This window comes from Citrobacter sp. 50677481, from assembly GCF_001463265.1.
GTDB classification, from domain to species: domain Bacteria; phylum Pseudomonadota; class Gammaproteobacteria; order Enterobacterales; family Enterobacteriaceae; genus Citrobacter_A; species Citrobacter_A sedlakii.
Genome location: NZ_LNHZ01000018.1, coordinates 94,255 through 109,084 on the forward strand (window position 1 = coordinate 94,255; position 14,830 = coordinate 109,084).

16 protein-coding genes and 1 tRNA gene are annotated in these 14,830 nt (G+C 54.4%); 5 read left to right on the forward strand and 12 right to left on the reverse strand.

The features are described from left to right. Nucleotides 1–4 precede the first annotated feature (4 nt). Together APU02_RS05300 and actS are read right to left on the reverse strand one after the other, a co-directional pair. A tRNA-Gly gene (locus APU02_RS05300) sits at nucleotides 5–78 on the reverse strand. A gap of 78 nt (nucleotides 79–156) precedes the next feature. Beyond that, a complete protein-coding gene (actS, locus tag APU02_RS05305; protein ID WP_042292370.1) occupies nucleotides 157–906 on the reverse strand; it encodes an amidase activator ActS in 750 nt (249 codons plus the stop codon). 222 nt (nucleotides 907–1,128) lie between these two features. On the opposite strand from actS, the gene idi reads away from it, so the two are divergent. Then, the gene (gene idi / locus APU02_RS05310) at nucleotides 1,129–1,674 is read left to right on the forward strand and encodes an isopentenyl-diphosphate Delta-isomerase (RefSeq protein ID WP_042292121.1); all 546 of its coding nucleotides are present in this window, start codon (nucleotides 1,129–1,131) and stop codon (nucleotides 1,672–1,674) included. Between the two features lie 89 nt (nucleotides 1,675–1,763). Here the strand turns inward: idi and lysS are convergent, their stop codons facing one another. The 5 genes from lysS to xerD all read right to left on the reverse strand — a co-directional run bounded on the left by lysS (nucleotide 1,764) and on the right by xerD (nucleotide 7,853). After that, a complete protein-coding gene (gene lysS, locus APU02_RS05315) occupies nucleotides 1,764–3,281 on the reverse strand; it encodes a lysine--tRNA ligase (protein ID WP_042292124.1) in 1,518 nt (505 codons plus the stop codon). Between the two features lie 9 nt (nucleotides 3,282–3,290). Further along, nucleotides 3,291–4,389, reverse strand: a protein-coding gene (prfB, locus tag APU02_RS05320; protein WP_120714868.1) for a peptide chain release factor 2 whose coding sequence is annotated in 2 segments (ribosomal slippage) — nucleotides 3,291–4,313 and nucleotides 4,315–4,389 — 1,098 coding nt in all. Because the reading frame shifts where the segments join, the coding sequence is not laid out codon by codon here. A 91-nt stretch (nucleotides 4,390–4,480) separates the two neighbouring features. Then, the gene (recJ, locus tag APU02_RS05325) at nucleotides 4,481–6,214 is read right to left on the reverse strand and encodes a single-stranded-DNA-specific exonuclease RecJ (protein ID WP_060569467.1); all 1,734 of its coding nucleotides are present in this window, start codon (nucleotides 6,212–6,214) and stop codon (nucleotides 4,481–4,483) included. A gap of 5 nt (nucleotides 6,215–6,219) precedes the next feature. Continuing rightward, nucleotides 6,220–6,933 (reverse strand): bifunctional protein-disulfide isomerase/oxidoreductase DsbC, encoded by a 714-nt coding sequence (dsbC, locus tag APU02_RS05330; protein ID WP_060569468.1) that lies wholly within the window; start codon nucleotides 6,931–6,933, stop codon nucleotides 6,220–6,222. A gap of 23 nt (nucleotides 6,934–6,956) precedes the next feature. Beyond that, nucleotides 6,957–7,853, reverse strand: a complete 897-nt coding sequence (gene xerD / locus APU02_RS05335; RefSeq protein ID WP_042292373.1) for a site-specific tyrosine recombinase XerD — start codon at nucleotides 7,851–7,853, stop codon at nucleotides 6,957–6,959. 99 nt (nucleotides 7,854–7,952) lie between these two features. Here xerD and fldB point away from each other — a divergent pair, with 99 nt between their 5' ends. Then, on the forward strand, nucleotides 7,953–8,474 hold the full coding sequence (gene fldB, locus APU02_RS05340; protein ID WP_042292135.1) for a flavodoxin FldB: 522 nt from the start codon (nucleotides 7,953–7,955) through the stop codon (nucleotides 8,472–8,474). A gap of 44 nt (nucleotides 8,475–8,518) precedes the next feature. On the opposite strand, the gene APU02_RS05345 is transcribed toward fldB, so the two are convergent. Both APU02_RS05345 and sdhE read right to left on the reverse strand, forming a co-directional pair. After that, nucleotides 8,519–8,926, reverse strand: a complete 408-nt coding sequence (locus APU02_RS05345; RefSeq protein ID WP_042292137.1) for a protein YgfX — start codon at nucleotides 8,924–8,926, stop codon at nucleotides 8,519–8,521. Beyond that, nucleotides 8,907–9,173 (reverse strand): FAD assembly factor SdhE, encoded by a 267-nt coding sequence (sdhE, locus tag APU02_RS05350; protein ID WP_042292140.1) that lies wholly within the window; start codon nucleotides 9,171–9,173, stop codon nucleotides 8,907–8,909. Before sdhE ends, APU02_RS05345 begins: the two co-directional genes overlap by 20 nt. Nucleotides 9,174–9,429: 256 nt before the next feature. Between sdhE and ygfZ the strand changes: the two genes are divergently transcribed. Then, a complete protein-coding gene (ygfZ, locus tag APU02_RS05355; RefSeq protein WP_060569469.1) occupies nucleotides 9,430–10,410 on the forward strand; it encodes a tRNA-modifying protein YgfZ in 981 nt (326 codons plus the stop codon). Nucleotides 10,411–10,510: 100 nt separating this feature from the next. On the opposite strand, the gene APU02_RS05360 is transcribed toward ygfZ, so the two are convergent. Continuing rightward, entirely contained in the window at nucleotides 10,511–11,170 is a 660-nt protein-coding gene (locus APU02_RS05360) for a hemolysin III family protein (protein WP_060569470.1), read from the reverse strand. Nucleotides 11,171–11,332: 162 nt separating this feature from the next. Then, entirely contained in the window at nucleotides 11,333–11,644 is a 312-nt protein-coding gene (gene yqfB, locus APU02_RS05365) for a N(4)-acetylcytidine aminohydrolase (protein WP_042292149.1), read from the reverse strand. A 52-nt stretch (nucleotides 11,645–11,696) separates the two neighbouring features. Here yqfB and APU02_RS05370 point away from each other — a divergent pair, with 52 nt between their 5' ends. Both APU02_RS05370 and APU02_RS05375 read left to right on the forward strand, forming a co-directional pair. Continuing rightward, nucleotides 11,697–12,425: a MurR/RpiR family transcriptional regulator gene (locus tag APU02_RS05370; RefSeq protein WP_060569471.1), complete on the forward strand. Its 729-nt coding sequence runs from the start codon at nucleotides 11,697–11,699 to the stop codon at nucleotides 12,423–12,425. Nucleotides 12,426–12,542: 117 nt separating this feature from the next. Next, the gene (locus APU02_RS05375) at nucleotides 12,543–13,976 is read left to right on the forward strand and encodes a 6-phospho-beta-glucosidase (protein WP_060569472.1); all 1,434 of its coding nucleotides are present in this window, start codon (nucleotides 12,543–12,545) and stop codon (nucleotides 13,974–13,976) included. 58 nt (nucleotides 13,977–14,034) lie between these two features. Here the strand turns inward: APU02_RS05375 and APU02_RS05380 are convergent, their stop codons facing one another. After that, nucleotides 14,035–14,778 carry an SDR family oxidoreductase gene (locus APU02_RS05380; RefSeq protein ID WP_060569473.1) on the reverse strand — a complete coding sequence of 248 codons (744 nt, stop codon included), beginning with the start codon at nucleotides 14,776–14,778 and terminating at the stop codon, nucleotides 14,035–14,037. Between the last annotated feature and the right edge of the window lie 52 nt (nucleotides 14,779–14,830).

The following is a 14,830-nucleotide window of genomic DNA, read 5'->3' on the forward strand; positions in this document are numbered from 1 at the left end:
AGGCTGGAGCGGGCGAAGGGAATCGAACCCTCGTATAGAGCTTGGGAAGCTCTCGTTCTACCATTGAACTACGCCCGCTTAGATGAGCGTAAGGCATTATAAACCTTACGCTCTTGTTGGCAAGGGACAATCTGCTGACTGGCGATTAATTCGCCGTCAGCATTTCGGCGGGCTACCCTGCGGCGGCAGATAGCGCAGCGGATCGATGGCCGTGGCGCGATAGCGGATCTGGAAATGCAGTCGCACCGACGCCGCGTCAGTACTGCCCATTGTGGCAATCTTCTGCCCGGCCTTCACGCTCTGCCCGTTATTGACCAGCATTGTGTCGTTGTGCGCATAGGCGGTAATGTAATCTTCACTGTGCTTGATCATAATGAGATTACCGTACCCGCGCAGTTGGTTACCGACGTACACCACCTTCCCTGCGCCTGCGGCGTAAACGGGCGTGCCACGGGCGGCGGCAATATCAATTCCTTTATTGCCCCCGTCAGCCGTTGAGTAAGGCAATATTACTTTCCCGCTGGCAGGCCAACGCCAGCAGCGCTGTCCAACAGGCGGCCATGATGACTGGGGTACGGAAGAAGACGGTCTGACGGCTGCCGTTTTGCTGGTCGATTTTTTACTCGTTTTGGCGGAAGCCTTTTTCGAACCGCCAAGCCTGAGTTTCTGCCCCACTTCGATGGTATAAGGCGGCGAAATACCGTTCAGGCGCGCCAGCTCTTTAACGCTGGTCCCCGTCGAACGTGATATACGGTAAAGCGTATCCCCCCGTTTAACGGTGTAAACGGCGCCAGAATACGATCCAGATCCGGATGATTTATTTCCTGAACAGCCCGCAAGCAGCAATCCCACACACAGCAGCATCGCCATACCCAGACCATTTCTCTTCAGGCGTCCTGCGCTCAAAACACGTCCTCGCAAAATAATCAGACGCTTTATCATAGCAGCCATAAGGCCGATGCCAAATTTATTGCGTAAGGACAGAACAATCGAGACCATTATTGTCTTATATTTCTGGCTGCCGGGGCGTGTTTTGGTAATACTTAACCCGCAATTCTGCGCTACTCTGGTTCTCTGAATACAAGGTTCAGCGCATTGCCGAATCGTTATCGCTTTTCAGGAGTTTTCATGACCGGGGAACATGTCATTTTACTGGATGCGCAGGATATTCCTTCCGGCACGCTGGAAAAATACGCCGCCCATACCGCTCACACCCCACTGCACCTCGCGTTTTCTTCCTGGCTGTTTAATACCGACGGGCGATTTCTGGTCACTCGCCGTTCGTTACTGAAAAAGGCGTGGCCAGGCGTATGGACAAATTCGGTATGTGGTCATCCCCAGCAGGGTGAAAGCACAGAGGAGGCGATTGTTCGTCGTTGCCGCTTTGAACTGGGTGCGCAAATCAGCCGTCTTACGCCGGTTTATCCTGATTTTCGTTATCGCGCCGCCGACCCGAACGGGATCGTCGAAAATGAAGTGTGCCCGGTCTACGCCGCGCAGGTAGTCGGCGACATGGCGGTAAACAGTGATGAAGTGATGGAATATCAATGGTGCGATCTGGAGAGCATACTGGCATCCATTGACGCCACGCCGTGGGCGTTCAGTCCGTGGATGGTAATGCAGGCGTCAAACAGCGCAGCGCGTCATTTGCTTCGGGAATACTGCCAGCGCTAAAGGTTATCGAATGGCGTAACGCTTACCCGGCCTACAGAACAAATGCCGCAGGCCGGATAAAGCAAAATCGCCATCCGGCAACTCAATGCTTACTTAACCGGACGCATCGCCGGGAACAGAATCACGTCACGAATAGTATGGCTGTTGGTAAACAGCATGACCATACGGTCGATACCGATACCCAGACCCGCCGTTGGCGGCAGGCCGTGTTCCAGCGCCGTCACGTAATCTTCGTCGAAGAACATCGCTTCGTCATCGCCCGCCGCTTTCGCGTCAACCTGATCCTGGAAGCGTTGCGCCTGATCTTCTGCGTCATTCAGCTCGCTAAATCCGTTACCGATCTCACGTCCACCGATAAAGAACTCAAAACGATCGGTGATTTCCGGGTTCACATCGTTGCGACGCGCCAGCGGCGACACTTCCGCCGGGTACTCGGTAATAAAGGTCGGCTGAATCAGATGCGCTTCCGCCACTTCTTCGAAAATCTCGGTCACGATTCGGCCCAGACCCCAGCTTTTCTCAACCTTAATGCCGATAGCCTCAGCAATGGCTTTTGCCGAGTCGAAGTTATCCAGATCGGCCATCTCGGTTTCCGGACGGTATTTCTTGATCGCTTCGCGCATGGTCAGTTTTTCGAACGGCTTGCCGAAGTCGAACACGTCGTCGCCGTAAGGTACCTGGGTGGTGCCCAGAACGTCCTGCGCCAGAGTGCGGAACAGCGACTCGGTCAGTTCGATCAGATCTTTATAGTCCGCATACGCCATGTAGAGTTCCATCATGGTGAACTCTGGGTTGTGACGTACAGAAATCCCTTCGTTACGGAAGTTACGGTTGATTTCGAACACACGCTCGAAGCCGCCGACCACCAGACGCTTCAGGTACAGTTCCGGCGCAATACGCAGGTACATGTCGAGGTCCAGCGCGTTGTGATGGGTGATAAACGGACGCGCAGACGCGCCGCCAGGGATCACCTGCATCATCGGGGTTTCAACCTCCATAAAGCCGCGTCCCACCATGAACTGACGAATCCCCGCCAGGATCTGCGAGCGGATTTTGAAGGTGTTGCGAGACTCGTCGTTAGAGATGAGGTCCAGATAGCGCTGGCGATAGCGCGCTTCCTGATCCTGCAAACCGTGGAACTTGTCCGGCAGCGGACGCAGCGCTTTGGTCAGCAGGCGTAGCTCTGTGCAATGAATAGACAGTTCGCCAGTTTTGGTCTTAAACAGCTTGCCTTTCGCGCCAAGGATGTCGCCCAGGTCCCATTTTTTAAACTGCTCGTTATAAACGCCTTCCGGCAGATCGTCACGGGCGACATACAGCTGAATGCGTCCACCGACGTCCTGCAGCGTAACGAAAGAGGCCTTGCCCATGATACGACGAGTCATCATACGGCCTGCGACGGATACCTCGACGTTCAGCGCTTCCAGTTCTTCGTTCTCTTTGGCGTCGAAGTCAGCGTGCAGTTGGTCTGAGGTGTGATCGCGTCGAAAATCGTTCGGGAAGGCGATACCCTGCTCGCGCAGGCCAGCCAGCTTCTCGCGGCGCGTTTTCAGTTCATTGTTAAGATCGGCTACCGCGTCAGCGCCCTGTGCGTGTTGTTCAGACATGTTGGTTCCTCATAACCCTGCTTTCAAACTTGCTTCGATAAATTGATCCAGGCTGCCGTCCAGCACCGCCTGCGTGTTACGGGTTTCAACCCCGGTACGCAAGTCTTTAATGCGGGAGTCATCAAGGACGTAAGAACGAATCTGGCTACCCCAGCCGATGTCCGATTTGTTGTCTTCCATCGCCTGCTTCTCGGCATTTTTCTTTTGCATTTCCAGTTCATAAAGCTTCGCTTTCATCTGCTTCATGGCCTGGTCTTTGTTCTTGTGCTGAGAACGGTCGTTCTGGCACTGGGTCACAATCCCGGTCGGGATGTGGGTAATACGCACCGCTGATTCGGTACGGTTAACGTGCTGACCACCCGCGCCGGATGCGCGGTAAACATCAATACGCAGATCCGCTGGGTTGATTTCGATATCAATGTCATCGTCCACTTCCGGGTAAACAAACGCGGAGCTGAACGAGGTGTGACGGCGACCACCGGAATCGAACGGACTTTTACGCACCAGGCGGTGAACGCCGGTTTCGGTACGCAACCAGCCGTAGGCGTATTCACCTGAAATTTTAATGGTGACGGATTTGATACCGGCCACTTCCCCTTCAGACTCTTCAATGATCTCGGTCTTGAATCCGCGCGCTTCCGCCCAGCGCAGATACATACGCTCCAGCATGCTCGCCCAGTCCTGCGCTTCAGTACCGCCGGAACCGGCCTGGATATCCAGATAACAATCGGCGCTGTCATATTCACCGGAGAACATACGACGGAATTCCAGCTGCGCCAGTTTTTCTTCCAGCGTATCAAGTTCAGCTACGGCTTCGTTAAACGTTTCTTCGTCGTCGGCCTCTACAGCCAGTTCCAGCAGGCCGGAAACGTCTTCCAGACCCTGAGCCATTTGATCGAGAGTGTCGACAATGGCTTCCAGCGAGGAACGTTCTTTACCCAGCGCCTGTGCGCGTTCGGGTTCGTTCCAGACGTCCGGCTGTTCCAGCTCGGCGTTTACTTCTTCCAGACGCTCTTTCTTGGCATCGTAGTCAAAGATACCCCCTAAGAACGTCCGAGCGCTCCGTGAGGTCCTGAATGCGGTTTTTTACCGGGTTAATTTCAAACATGGTCTGATTTCTTTTATTGGACTCGTTAAAATGCGGTGATAAGAGCGGGATTGTACCGAATCCACGCTCTTTTTTATAGGTATTGCTGACGCTAAATTGGCCAGATATTGTCGATGATAATTTGCAGGCTGCGGTTACCACGAAACTCGTTGATGTCGAGCTTATAGGCCAGTTCCACTTCGCGCACGCCGTTGTCCGGCCAGCAGGTGGTGTCGACGTTAAAGGCGATACCGTCCAGCAGCGGCCCGCCGCCAACCGGCTCCACCATCACCTTCAGGTGCCGTTCCCCCACCAGACGCTGCTGGAGCAAACGAAAACGCCCGTCAAACAGCGGCTCCGGAAACATTTGACCCCACGGGCCTGCGTCGCGCAGCATCTGCGCCACTTCCATCGTCATCTCAGCCGCGCTGAGCGGGCCGTCGGAAACCACTTCGCCCTGCAGCAGAGAAGGATCCAGCCAGTCAGTCACCAGCTCGCCAAAGCGTTGCTGAAACAGCTCAAACCGCGATTCCTCCAGCGACAATCCCGCCGCCATCGCATGGCCGCCAAATTTGATCATCAGTCCGGGATGCAGCGTATCTAACCGCTCCAGCGCATCGCGCATATGCAGCCCCTGGATCGAGCGGCCAGAACCTTTCAGCGTACCGTCGCCCGCAGGCGCGAAAGCAATGACCGGACGGTGAAAGCGCTCTTTAATGCGTGACGCCAGGATCCCGACCACCCCCTGATGCCATTCGGGATGGTACATCGCCAGGCCGCCCGGCAGGGCGTCGCGACTGCGTTCAAGCTTCTCGCACAAGGCCAGCGCTTCCGCTTGCATTCCCTGTTCGATCTCCTTGCGCGTCTGGTTTAGCGCGTCCAGTTCATTCGCCAGCACGCGTGCTTCGCCAATGTTGTCGCACAGCAGTAACGCCACGCCGACGGACATATCATCCAGCCGACCCGCGGCATTCAGACGCGGTCCGAGTGCAAAACCCAGGTCGCTGGCGGCCAGCTTTTGCGGGTCGCGATTCGAGACTTCCAGCAACGCTTTGATCCCTGGCCGACACTTCCCGGCGCGAATCCGGCTTAGCCCTTGCCACGTCAAAATACGGTTGTTGGCGTCCAGCGGCACCACGTCGGCGACGGTGCCGAGCGCCACGAGATCCAGCAGTTCCGCCAGATTCGGCGGCGTAATACCGCGTTCGTCAAACCAACCCTTATCACGCAAAAACGTGCGCAGCGCGAGCATCAGATAAAACGCGACGCCCACGCCCGCCAGCGACTTCGACGGGAAGTCGCAGTCACGCAGGTTTGGGTTGATAATGGCTTGAGCGGCAGGCAGCGTCTCGCCCGGGAGATGGTGATCGGTCACCACCACCGGTATCCCCAGCGCGCTGGCGTGATCGACGCCCGCATGAGAGGAGATGCCGTTATCAACAGTGACAATAAGCTGTGCGCCGCGAGCGTGGGCCTGATCGACCACTTCCGGACTCAGACCGTAGCCATCTTCAAAGCGGTTCGGCACCAGATAGCTGATGTTATCGCAACCCAAGGCGCGCATACCCAGCACGCTCAGGGCGGTACTGGTCGCGCCATCGGCGTCAAAGTCGCCAACCACGATAATCCGCGTCCCCTCGCGAAACGCGTTATAGAGGATCTCCACTGCTTTTTCGACGCCGCTTAGCTGCTGCCAGGGCAGCATGCCTTTTACGCTGCGTTCCAGATCCCGTGCGCTACGTACGCCGCGGCTGGCATACAAGCGGCGCAACAATGGCGAGAGGTCGGAAGGCAGTTCCGCGGTCTCATCGACCTCACGCCGACGAAGCTGTATCTGTTGTTTCACGCGAATTACTTACCGCTGGTCTGTTTCTGATGCGCGTCGAGGAACGCCTTCATCTCTTTCGGTCCCTGGTAGCCGGGAACCACATAGCCGTTATTCAGCACAATGGCTGGCGTCCCGCTGACGCCAAACTGCACGCCCAGCGCATAATGATCAGCAATATCCACGTCGCAGGTTGCCGCTTTCACGCCCTTGCCTGCCATCGCTTCGTCGAAGGCTTTGTTTTTGTCCTTCGCACACCAGATCGATTTCATATCCTGCTCAGCCTGGCTTTCCAGCCCCTGGCGCGGGAAGGCCAGGTAACGCACAGTGATCCCCAGCGCGTTGTAATCTTTCATCTCTTCATGCAGCTTGTGGCAATAGCCGCAGGTGATGTCAGTAAAGACGGTAATAACGTGTTTTTCCTGCGGCGCTTTATAGACGATCATCTCTTTTTCCAGCGCGTTCAGGCGCTTCATCAGCAACTGGTTGGTCACGTTTACCGGACTCGCGCCGCTGACGTCATACATCGGCCCCTGAATAATGTGTTTACCGTCTTCGGTGACATACAGTACGCCGCTGTTTGTCATCACCGTTTTCATCCCGGCAACCGGTGCGGGTTGGATATCGGTGCTCTGTACGCCCAGTTTGGTGAGCGACTGGCGAATCGCGGCGTCGTCAGCCTGCGCCAGACCAGAAAACGCGGCGGCCAGCAAGGTGAACATTATTAAACCTTTTTTCATATCTTTTCCTGTTCTTTCAGCCATCACGCTCTGGGGTGATGCTGTTGATGAAGTTGACGCAAGCGCTCGGTCGCGACGTGAGTATAAATCTGTGTGGTGGAGAGGTCGCTGTGTCCCAGCAGCATCTGCACCACGCGTAAGTCAGCGCCATGATTGAGCAAATGCGTGGCAAATGCGTGACGCAAAACGTGCGGCGACAGTTTCTCGCTGTCGATCCCCGCCAGCACGGCATAATGTTTAATGCGGTGCCAGAAGGTCTGGCGCGTCATCTGCTGCGCGCGCTGGCTGGGAAACAATACGTCAATGGAGGCGCCGTTAAGCAGCCATGGACGCCCATGTTCAAGGTAAGTCTCCAGCCAGTACACCGCTTCCTCGCCCAAAGGAACGAGGCGTTCTTTGTTGCCTTTGCCAATCACGCGGACCACCCCCTGACGCAGGCTGATGTCACTCATTGTCAGCCCCACAAGTTCAGAAACACGCAATCCGGTGGCATACAGAATCTCGAGCATCGCTTTATCGCGTAACTCCAGCGGTTGGTCAACCACCGGCGACTGTAATAATCTCTCAACTTGCGCTTCGCTAAGATCCTTCGGCAAGCGCTGCGGAAGTTTGGGCGATGCCAGCGCCGCGCTCGGATCGTCTGCGCGAATCTTTTCCCGATACAGATACTGGAACAGACGACGCACGGCGCTCAGCAGTCGCGCCGTACTGGTCGCTTTATAGCCACCGTCCATCCGCTCGGCCAGCAGCGCCTGCAGATCGTCGCTCTGAGCGGTTTCCAGCGACGCGTTACGGTGCGCCAGCCACTCCACCAGCATAGTGAGATCGCGACGATAGGCGCTCAGGGTATTTTCCGCCAGATTTTTCTCCAGCCACAGCGCATCAAGAAAGTGTTCAATGCGCGCGAGATCCTTTTCCACATCAGCCTCTTTGATTTTGCAAGCCGCCATTATGACTCAATGGTATGGGTTCTGGTACACTACGCCTAAAATCAAAGCAAATATTGAGATGTTTACGCGATGAATATGGGTCTTTTTTACGGTTCCAGCACCTGCTACACCGAGATGGCCGCGGAGAAAATTCGTGACATCATCGGCCCGGAACTGGTCACCCTTCATAACCTGAAAGACGACGCGCCTGCCCTGATGGAGCAGTACGACGTGTTAATCCTCGGTATTCCTACCTGGGATTTTGGCGAAATTCAGGAGGACTGGGAAGCCGTCTGGGATCAACTGGACACACTCAACCTCGAAGGCAAAATTGTCGCGCTCTACGGGATGGGCGACCAGTTAGGCTACGGCGAATGGTTCCTTGACGCGCTGGGCATGCTGCATGACAAGCTGGCGACCAAAGGCGTAAAATTCGTCGGCTACTGGCCTACCGAAGGTTATGAGTTCACCAGCCCAAAACCGGTTATTGCCGATGGTCAGCTGTTTGTCGGTCTGGCGCTGGATGAAACCAACCAGTACGACCTTAGCGACGAACGGATCCAGACCTGGTGTGAGCAAATTCTCGGCGAGATGGCGGAACACTACGCCTGAATGGCCTCAGTCTGACGGCACAGGGTTCTGCCTGTCCGTCAGCGTTACCGTTGCATTGACTGTTGCAGCATCAGCCGACATAAATCCCGCCACTCCGCTTCATCCATGCTGTCCGCTGCAAGCCACAAATGCTGGCGCTTCCCGCTTTCTGAACGCAGGCGCAACATCATGCCGGTTTTGATGATCCAGGGCGCGCTGACGATTGTCCATTCACGCCCTTGCCATCGAAGCCGACCGTCCATTAGCAGTTTCACCTCGCCCTGACAGGCGTTTATTCGACGCTGACTGCGGACGCAGTCAAACACCACCAGCGACAGTAAAATCATCCACAGCGGGGTGTAGCTCAGCGGCCAGGGCATTAACAAAATCGCCGCGGCCACCAGCCCATGCAGGAGCAGCGACAACCACTGCGCGCGCCACGAGACGCGGAGATCAGATTGCCACAGGACCACGATCCCGATTCCGTGTCTGGATGAGTCGTACCATCTGTTCCAGCTCAACATCCGCTGGTTTACCGTGGTTCATTAACCAGTTGAATAAATCGGGATCGTCGCATTCCAGCAGACGGACAAAAATGCGTTTTTCATCATCGCTTAACGTATCGTATTCATGTTCGAAAAACGGCATGATGGAAATATCGAGTTCACGCATACCGCGACGGCATGCCCAGTGAATACGTGCTTTGTTGTTAATATCCATGTTCTTCTTCCTGTCTTACGAAAATGAACGACCCGGCTATTGTAACGTGTTTTTCATCATAATTTACGGGAATATCAGTATTCGGAAGCACGATCGCTAATTAAAACCACAAAGAGACAATGGGTTCATTGTTTCTGGATGACGCCTCGCAATGCGAAAAATAAGGCACAAATGGGATGAGTAAAGCGCTTGCATTAGGCACTGGCTCTTTTACCATTAGTCATTATTACTGCGTTAAGCAAATCAGGACATTATTATGGCATTTACTCCATTTCCTCCCCGTCAGCCGTCAGCCTCCGCGCGTTTGCCGCTGACGCTGATGACGCTTGATGACTGGGCGCTGGCTACCATTACCGGCGCCGACAGCGAAAAATATATCCAGGGTCAGGTCACTGCCGACGTGAGCCAACTGGATGAACACCAGCATGTTCTGGCGGCGCATTGCGATGCTAAAGGCAAAATGTGGAGCAACTTGCGCTTGTTCCGTGACAACGACGGTTTCGCCTGGATTGAGCGCCGCAGTCTGCGTGACGCTCAGCTCACCGAACTGAAAAAATATGCCGTGTTCTCGAAAGTGGTTATCGCGCCGGATGACGAGCGCGTACTGCTCGGCGTTGCTGGTTTTCAGGCGCGTGCGGCGCTGGCGAACAGTTTCAGCGTACTGCCGGACGCCGAAAAGCCGGTTGCTCGTGATGGCGTTACCACGCTGTTATGGTTTGAACATCCGGCAGAGCGTTTTCTGTTGATCACCGATGCCGCAACCGCGGAAGCCGTCAGCGAAAAATTGCGCGGCGAAGCAGAACTGAACAACAGCCAACAATGGCTGGCGCTGGATATCGAAGCCGGTATTCCGGTCATTGACGCGGCAAACAGCGCGCAGTTTATTCCGCAGGCTACTAACATTCAGGCGCTGGGCGGCATCAGCTTTAAAAAAGGCTGCTATACCGGCCAGGAAATGGTCGCCCGGGCGAAATTCCGCGGCGCCAATAAGCGCGCGCTGTGGTATCTGGCCGGTAAAGCCAGCCGGGCCCCGGAAGCGGGTGACGATCTGGAATTGCAGATGGGTGAGAACTGGCGCCGCACCGGCACAGTGCTCGCCGCGGCGCAGCTCGACGATGGTCAGCTGTTGGTGCAGGTGGTGATGAACAACGACATGGAAGCTGACAGCGTATTCCGCGTTCGTGACGATGCCAATACGCTACACATCGAACCGCTGCCCTATTCGCTGGAGGAGTAAAAACCGACCCAGTGGCGCGGCGTCTGACGGCGCTGCGCTTACCAGACCTACCGCTCGGTTAGAAGCCGGATGAGGCGCTCACCGATATCCGGCATACAAACTACGCCTGACCGACGTACAGATAAATCGCGAGGAAATGGCAGACGCTGCCGCCGAGTACAAAGCCGTGCCAGATGGCATGGTTATAAGGTATGCGCTTACATACGTAGAAAATAACGCCCAGCGAGTAGACCACGCCGCCGACTGCCAACAACGTCACACCGCCTGCCGCCAGCTTGATCGCCAGTTGATACACGACAATCAACGACAGCCAGCCCATCGTCAGATAGGTCACCAGCGACAGCACCTTAAACCGGTGCGCAATTGTCAGCTTGAACAAAATGCCCAGCAGCGCCAGACTCCAGATCACAATCATCAGACCACGCGCCAGCGGTGAGTCCAGTCCCACCAGCAAAAACGGCGTATAAGTACCTGCAATCAACAGATAGATCGCGCAGTGGTCGAATTTCTTCAGCCACACTTTGGCGCGCTGATGTGGGATGGCGTGATACAACGTGGAGGCCAGAAACAGCAGAATCATACTGCCGCCATACAGACTGTAGCTGGTAATCGCCGTGGCGCTGGCGTTCATATCCACCGCCTGAACCAGTAACAGCACCAGGCCGACAATACCAAACACCAGCCCAATACCATGACTGATGCTGTTGGCGATTTCCTCTGCCAGTGAATATCCCTGTGCGATTAATGGCTTTTGAACCATAGCTTACTCCGGAGAAACGAACTTATTCGTGATTGCTCCTCTAGCGTAACTGAGAATAGTTCCAGTGAACACCTGTTAGCTAAAATATTTCCACTTTTAAATTTAATCATTCAATATCAATGACTTGAATTTACCATTTCAACTTACAGCTGTTCGGTAAAATCAAACACATTTAAAATCAATTACATAAAACTGCTTCTCATTCGGGTAAATGTCAGCGATTACCTGCTTTAGCTCATCAAGCGTCATATTTTCCTGTCGTGCATGTTCTTCCGTCAGCGTGTCCAGCGTCACTGTCGACGTCCCCACCACGTTAATCGTGCAAAAATAACCATCATCTTCATAACGCCCCACCCGCAGAACATCGCCTGCTTTAAAGTGCGCTTCAGAAGCATCGCGAATGGTGATGGTTTTCCGGCCTGCCAGAATATCGTCCTGGAAGCGCTGAAAAAAAGTGATGTCATTGGACTGCATGTTATTATTTCCTGAAGATCAAGTCAGATGAGTGAGTTTTGCCATTGTGAGTATGTTCTCCCACGCCGCCGTCGCCAGTCTCAACAATATCGAGATGTTGGTCTACAACTATGTCATTAAAAACCGTGACAAAGTGATCTACATGACCATCCGCGAGCTGGCCGACGCGGCAGGGGTTTCCACCACCACCGTGTTACGCTTCTGCCGCAAACTCAGTTGCGAAGGCTACTCAGAATTTCGCGTACGTTTTAAATTATATGTAGAGCAAAATGAACCGCAACAGACAAATTTTGGCGCCAGCGAAATCATTAGTTTCTTTAAAGGCGTAAATAATGATGAATTTGATCAGTTACTCGATCGGGCCGTCGAGATAATATTGTCTTCTGAACGCATTATATTTGTCGGTGCAGGGACATCCGGCGCCTTAGCGAAATACGGCGCGCGTTTTTTCTCGAATGTGGGTAAATTCAGTAACCATATTGACGACCCTTATTTTCCGGTCACTAACGATATGGCGCGTAATGCGCTGGCGATTGTGCTTTCAGTTTCGGGCGAAACCGAGGAGATCCTGCGTTTTGCCAGCCAGTTCAGCCTGCATAAGTGTAAGGTCCTGTCGGTCACCAGCCATGAACATTCGCGCCTGGCAAAACTGGCCGACTTTAATCTCTCCTGGCACGTCCCGCAAACCCGTATTGGCGGCGTATACGATATTACTACGCAAATTCCGGTGATTTATATTCTTGAGACGCTTGGTCGCAAGCTGGCAAAAAAATTAGCGTAAAAACAGGGTGTTTTTTGGTGGTAACAAATTACCGCTACGCTATTTTGTTATATCGTGACATTTACCTTCCCTTTGTTAGACTCAAATCCGTTTGTATGAATTTGAGATAACCTGACGATGAACACACTCACCTTACCGAAAGATTTTTTATGGGGCGGCGCAGTCGCAGCGCATCAGGTGGAAGGCGGCTGGAATAAAGGCGGCAAAGGACCGAGCATTTGTGATGTGCTGACTGGCGGCGCGCACGGCGTACCGCGTGAAATCACCCGGGAAGTGGTGCCGGGCAAATACTACCCGAATCACGACGCGGTGGACTTCTATGGTCACTATAAAGAAGACATCAAACTGTTTGCCGAAATGGGCTTCAAATGTTTTCGCACATCGATTGCCTGGACGCGCATTTTTCCACAGGGCGATGAAACGCAACCCAATGAAGAGGGGCTGAAGTTTTACGATGACATGTTCGATGAGTTGCTTAAGCACAACATTGAACCGGTCATCACCCTCTCCCACTTTGAAATGCCGCTGCATCTGGTAGAGCAATACGGTGGCTGGACGAACCGTAAGGTGGTCGATTTCTTTGTTCGTTTCGCTGAAGTGGTGTTTGAACGCTACAAGCACAAGGTCAAATACTGGATGACCTTCAACGAGATCAACAACCAGCGTAACTGGCGCGCGCCGCTGTTTGGCTACTGTTGCTCCGGCGTGGTATATACCGAGCATGACAATCCGGAAGAAACCCTCTATCAGGTGTTGCATCATCAGTTTGTCGCCAGTGCGCTGGCGGTGAAAGCGGCGCGGCGCATCAACCCGGAAATGAAGGTCGGCTGTATGCTGGCCATGGTGGCGCTGTATCCCTTCTCCTGTAAGCCGGAAGATGTGATGTTCGCTCAGGAGTCGATGCGTGAGCGCTATGTTTTCACCGATGTCCAATTACGCGGATATTATCCTTCTTACGTGCTGAACGAATGGGCGCGCCGCGGCTTTACCATTCACATGGAAGAAGGCGACACGGACATTTTACGTGAAGGCACCTGCGACTATTTAGGCTTCAGCTACTATATGACCAACGCGGTGAAAGCGGAAGGCGGCAGCGGCGACGCCATTTCCGGCTTTGAAGGCAGCGTGCCGAACCCGCACGTGAAAGCCTCTGACTGGGGTTGGCAGATCGATCCGGTGGGTCTGCGTTATTCCCTCTGCGAACTGTACGAGCGCTATCAGAAACCGTTGTTTATCGTCGAAAACGGCTTTGGCGCTTACGATAAAGTCGAGGAAGACGGCAGCATTCATGACGACTATCGCATCGACTACCTGCGCGCCCACATCGCGGAAATGATCAAAGCGGTAACTTACGATGGCGTGGATCTGATGGGTTACACCCCGTGGGGCTGCATCGACTGCGTCTCGTTCACAACGGGTCAGTACAGTAAGCGCTACGGCTTTATTTACGTCAACAAACACGACGACGGTACCGGCGATATGTCACGCTCACGCAAAAAAAGTTTTGAGTGGTATAAAAAAGTGATTGCCAGTAACGGCGAGGAGCTTTAATCCTTTACGCCGGGTGGCGGCTTCGCCTGACCCGGCCTGGACAGGGCCGCGGTGGGACTTACTTCCCTCCGGCCAGTTCCAGAAAACTCCCCGTCACGTATGACGCCTTCTCACTTAATAGCCAGACGATCGCCTGCGCCACCTCTTCCGGCTGGCCGCCGCGCTGCATTGGCAGCATTGACTTCACCCGATCCACCCGCCCGGGCTCGCCGCCGGAAGCATGAATATCGGTATAAATCAGTCCAGGACGAACGCAGTTGACGCGGATGCCCTGCGCCGCCACTTCCAGTGATAATCCCGTCGTAAGGGAATCGACGGCGCCTTTTGACGCCGCATAATCCACATATTCCCCCGGCGCACCTAACCGTGACGCCGCAGAGGACACATTCACAATCGCCCCGCCTTTACCTCCGTGCCTGAACGACATGCGTTTAACCGCTTCACGACAGCAGAGAAAATACCCCGTCACGTTAGTTGCCAGCACGCGGTTGATCCGCTCAGCGGTCAGATACTCAACCGTGCTTTGTTCAAACAGGATACCTGCATTATTGACCAGCGCGGTTAGCGGCTCGTTTTCACTATCGATAGCGGCGAACATCGCCACGACCTGCGCCTCGTCGCTAATGTCAGCGCGCAGGGCAAAAGCCTTGCCGCCCGCGGCCGTTATCGCCTGCACGACCTCGGTTGCCGCGCGGATATTATGATGAAAATTCACGGCGACGGTATAACCTTCGCACGCCAGTTTCAGCGCGGTGGCCCTGCCAATTCCCCGGCTGGCGCCGGTGACCAGTGCAATTCCCATACTCTTTCCCCCACAAAAAAGCCGAGCGGCAGTGACGCTCACCCGGCCTACA

What these genes read in the sequence shown, in the direction of transcription:
- idi (WP_042292121.1), top strand. Translation starts at nt 1,129, where the DNA reads ATGACCGGGGAACATGTCATTTTACTGGATGCGCAGGATATTCCTTCC.
- lysS (WP_042292124.1), bottom strand. Translation starts at nt 3,281, where the DNA reads ATGTCTGAACAACACGCACAGGGCGCTGACGCGGTAGCCGATCTTAAC.
- dsbC (WP_060569468.1), bottom strand. Translation starts at nt 6,933, where the DNA reads ATGAAAAAAGGTTTAATAATGTTCACCTTGCTGGCCGCCGCGTTTTCT.
- fldB (WP_042292135.1), top strand. Translation starts at nt 7,953, where the DNA reads ATGAATATGGGTCTTTTTTACGGTTCCAGCACCTGCTACACCGAGATG.
- sdhE (WP_042292140.1), bottom strand. Translation starts at nt 9,173, where the DNA reads ATGGATATTAACAACAAAGCACGTATTCACTGGGCATGCCGTCGCGGT.
- ygfZ (WP_060569469.1), top strand. Translation starts at nt 9,430, where the DNA reads ATGGCATTTACTCCATTTCCTCCCCGTCAGCCGTCAGCCTCCGCGCGT.
- APU02_RS05360 (WP_060569470.1), bottom strand. Translation starts at nt 11,170, where the DNA reads ATGGTTCAAAAGCCATTAATCGCACAGGGATATTCACTGGCAGAGGAA.
- yqfB (WP_042292149.1), bottom strand. Translation starts at nt 11,644, where the DNA reads ATGCAGTCCAATGACATCACTTTTTTTCAGCGCTTCCAGGACGATATT.
- APU02_RS05370 (WP_060569471.1), top strand. Translation starts at nt 11,697, where the DNA reads ATGTTCTCCCACGCCGCCGTCGCCAGTCTCAACAATATCGAGATGTTG.
- APU02_RS05375 (WP_060569472.1), top strand. Translation starts at nt 12,543, where the DNA reads ATGAACACACTCACCTTACCGAAAGATTTTTTATGGGGCGGCGCAGTC.
- APU02_RS05380 (WP_060569473.1), bottom strand. Translation starts at nt 14,778, where the DNA reads ATGGGAATTGCACTGGTCACCGGCGCCAGCCGGGGAATTGGCAGGGCC.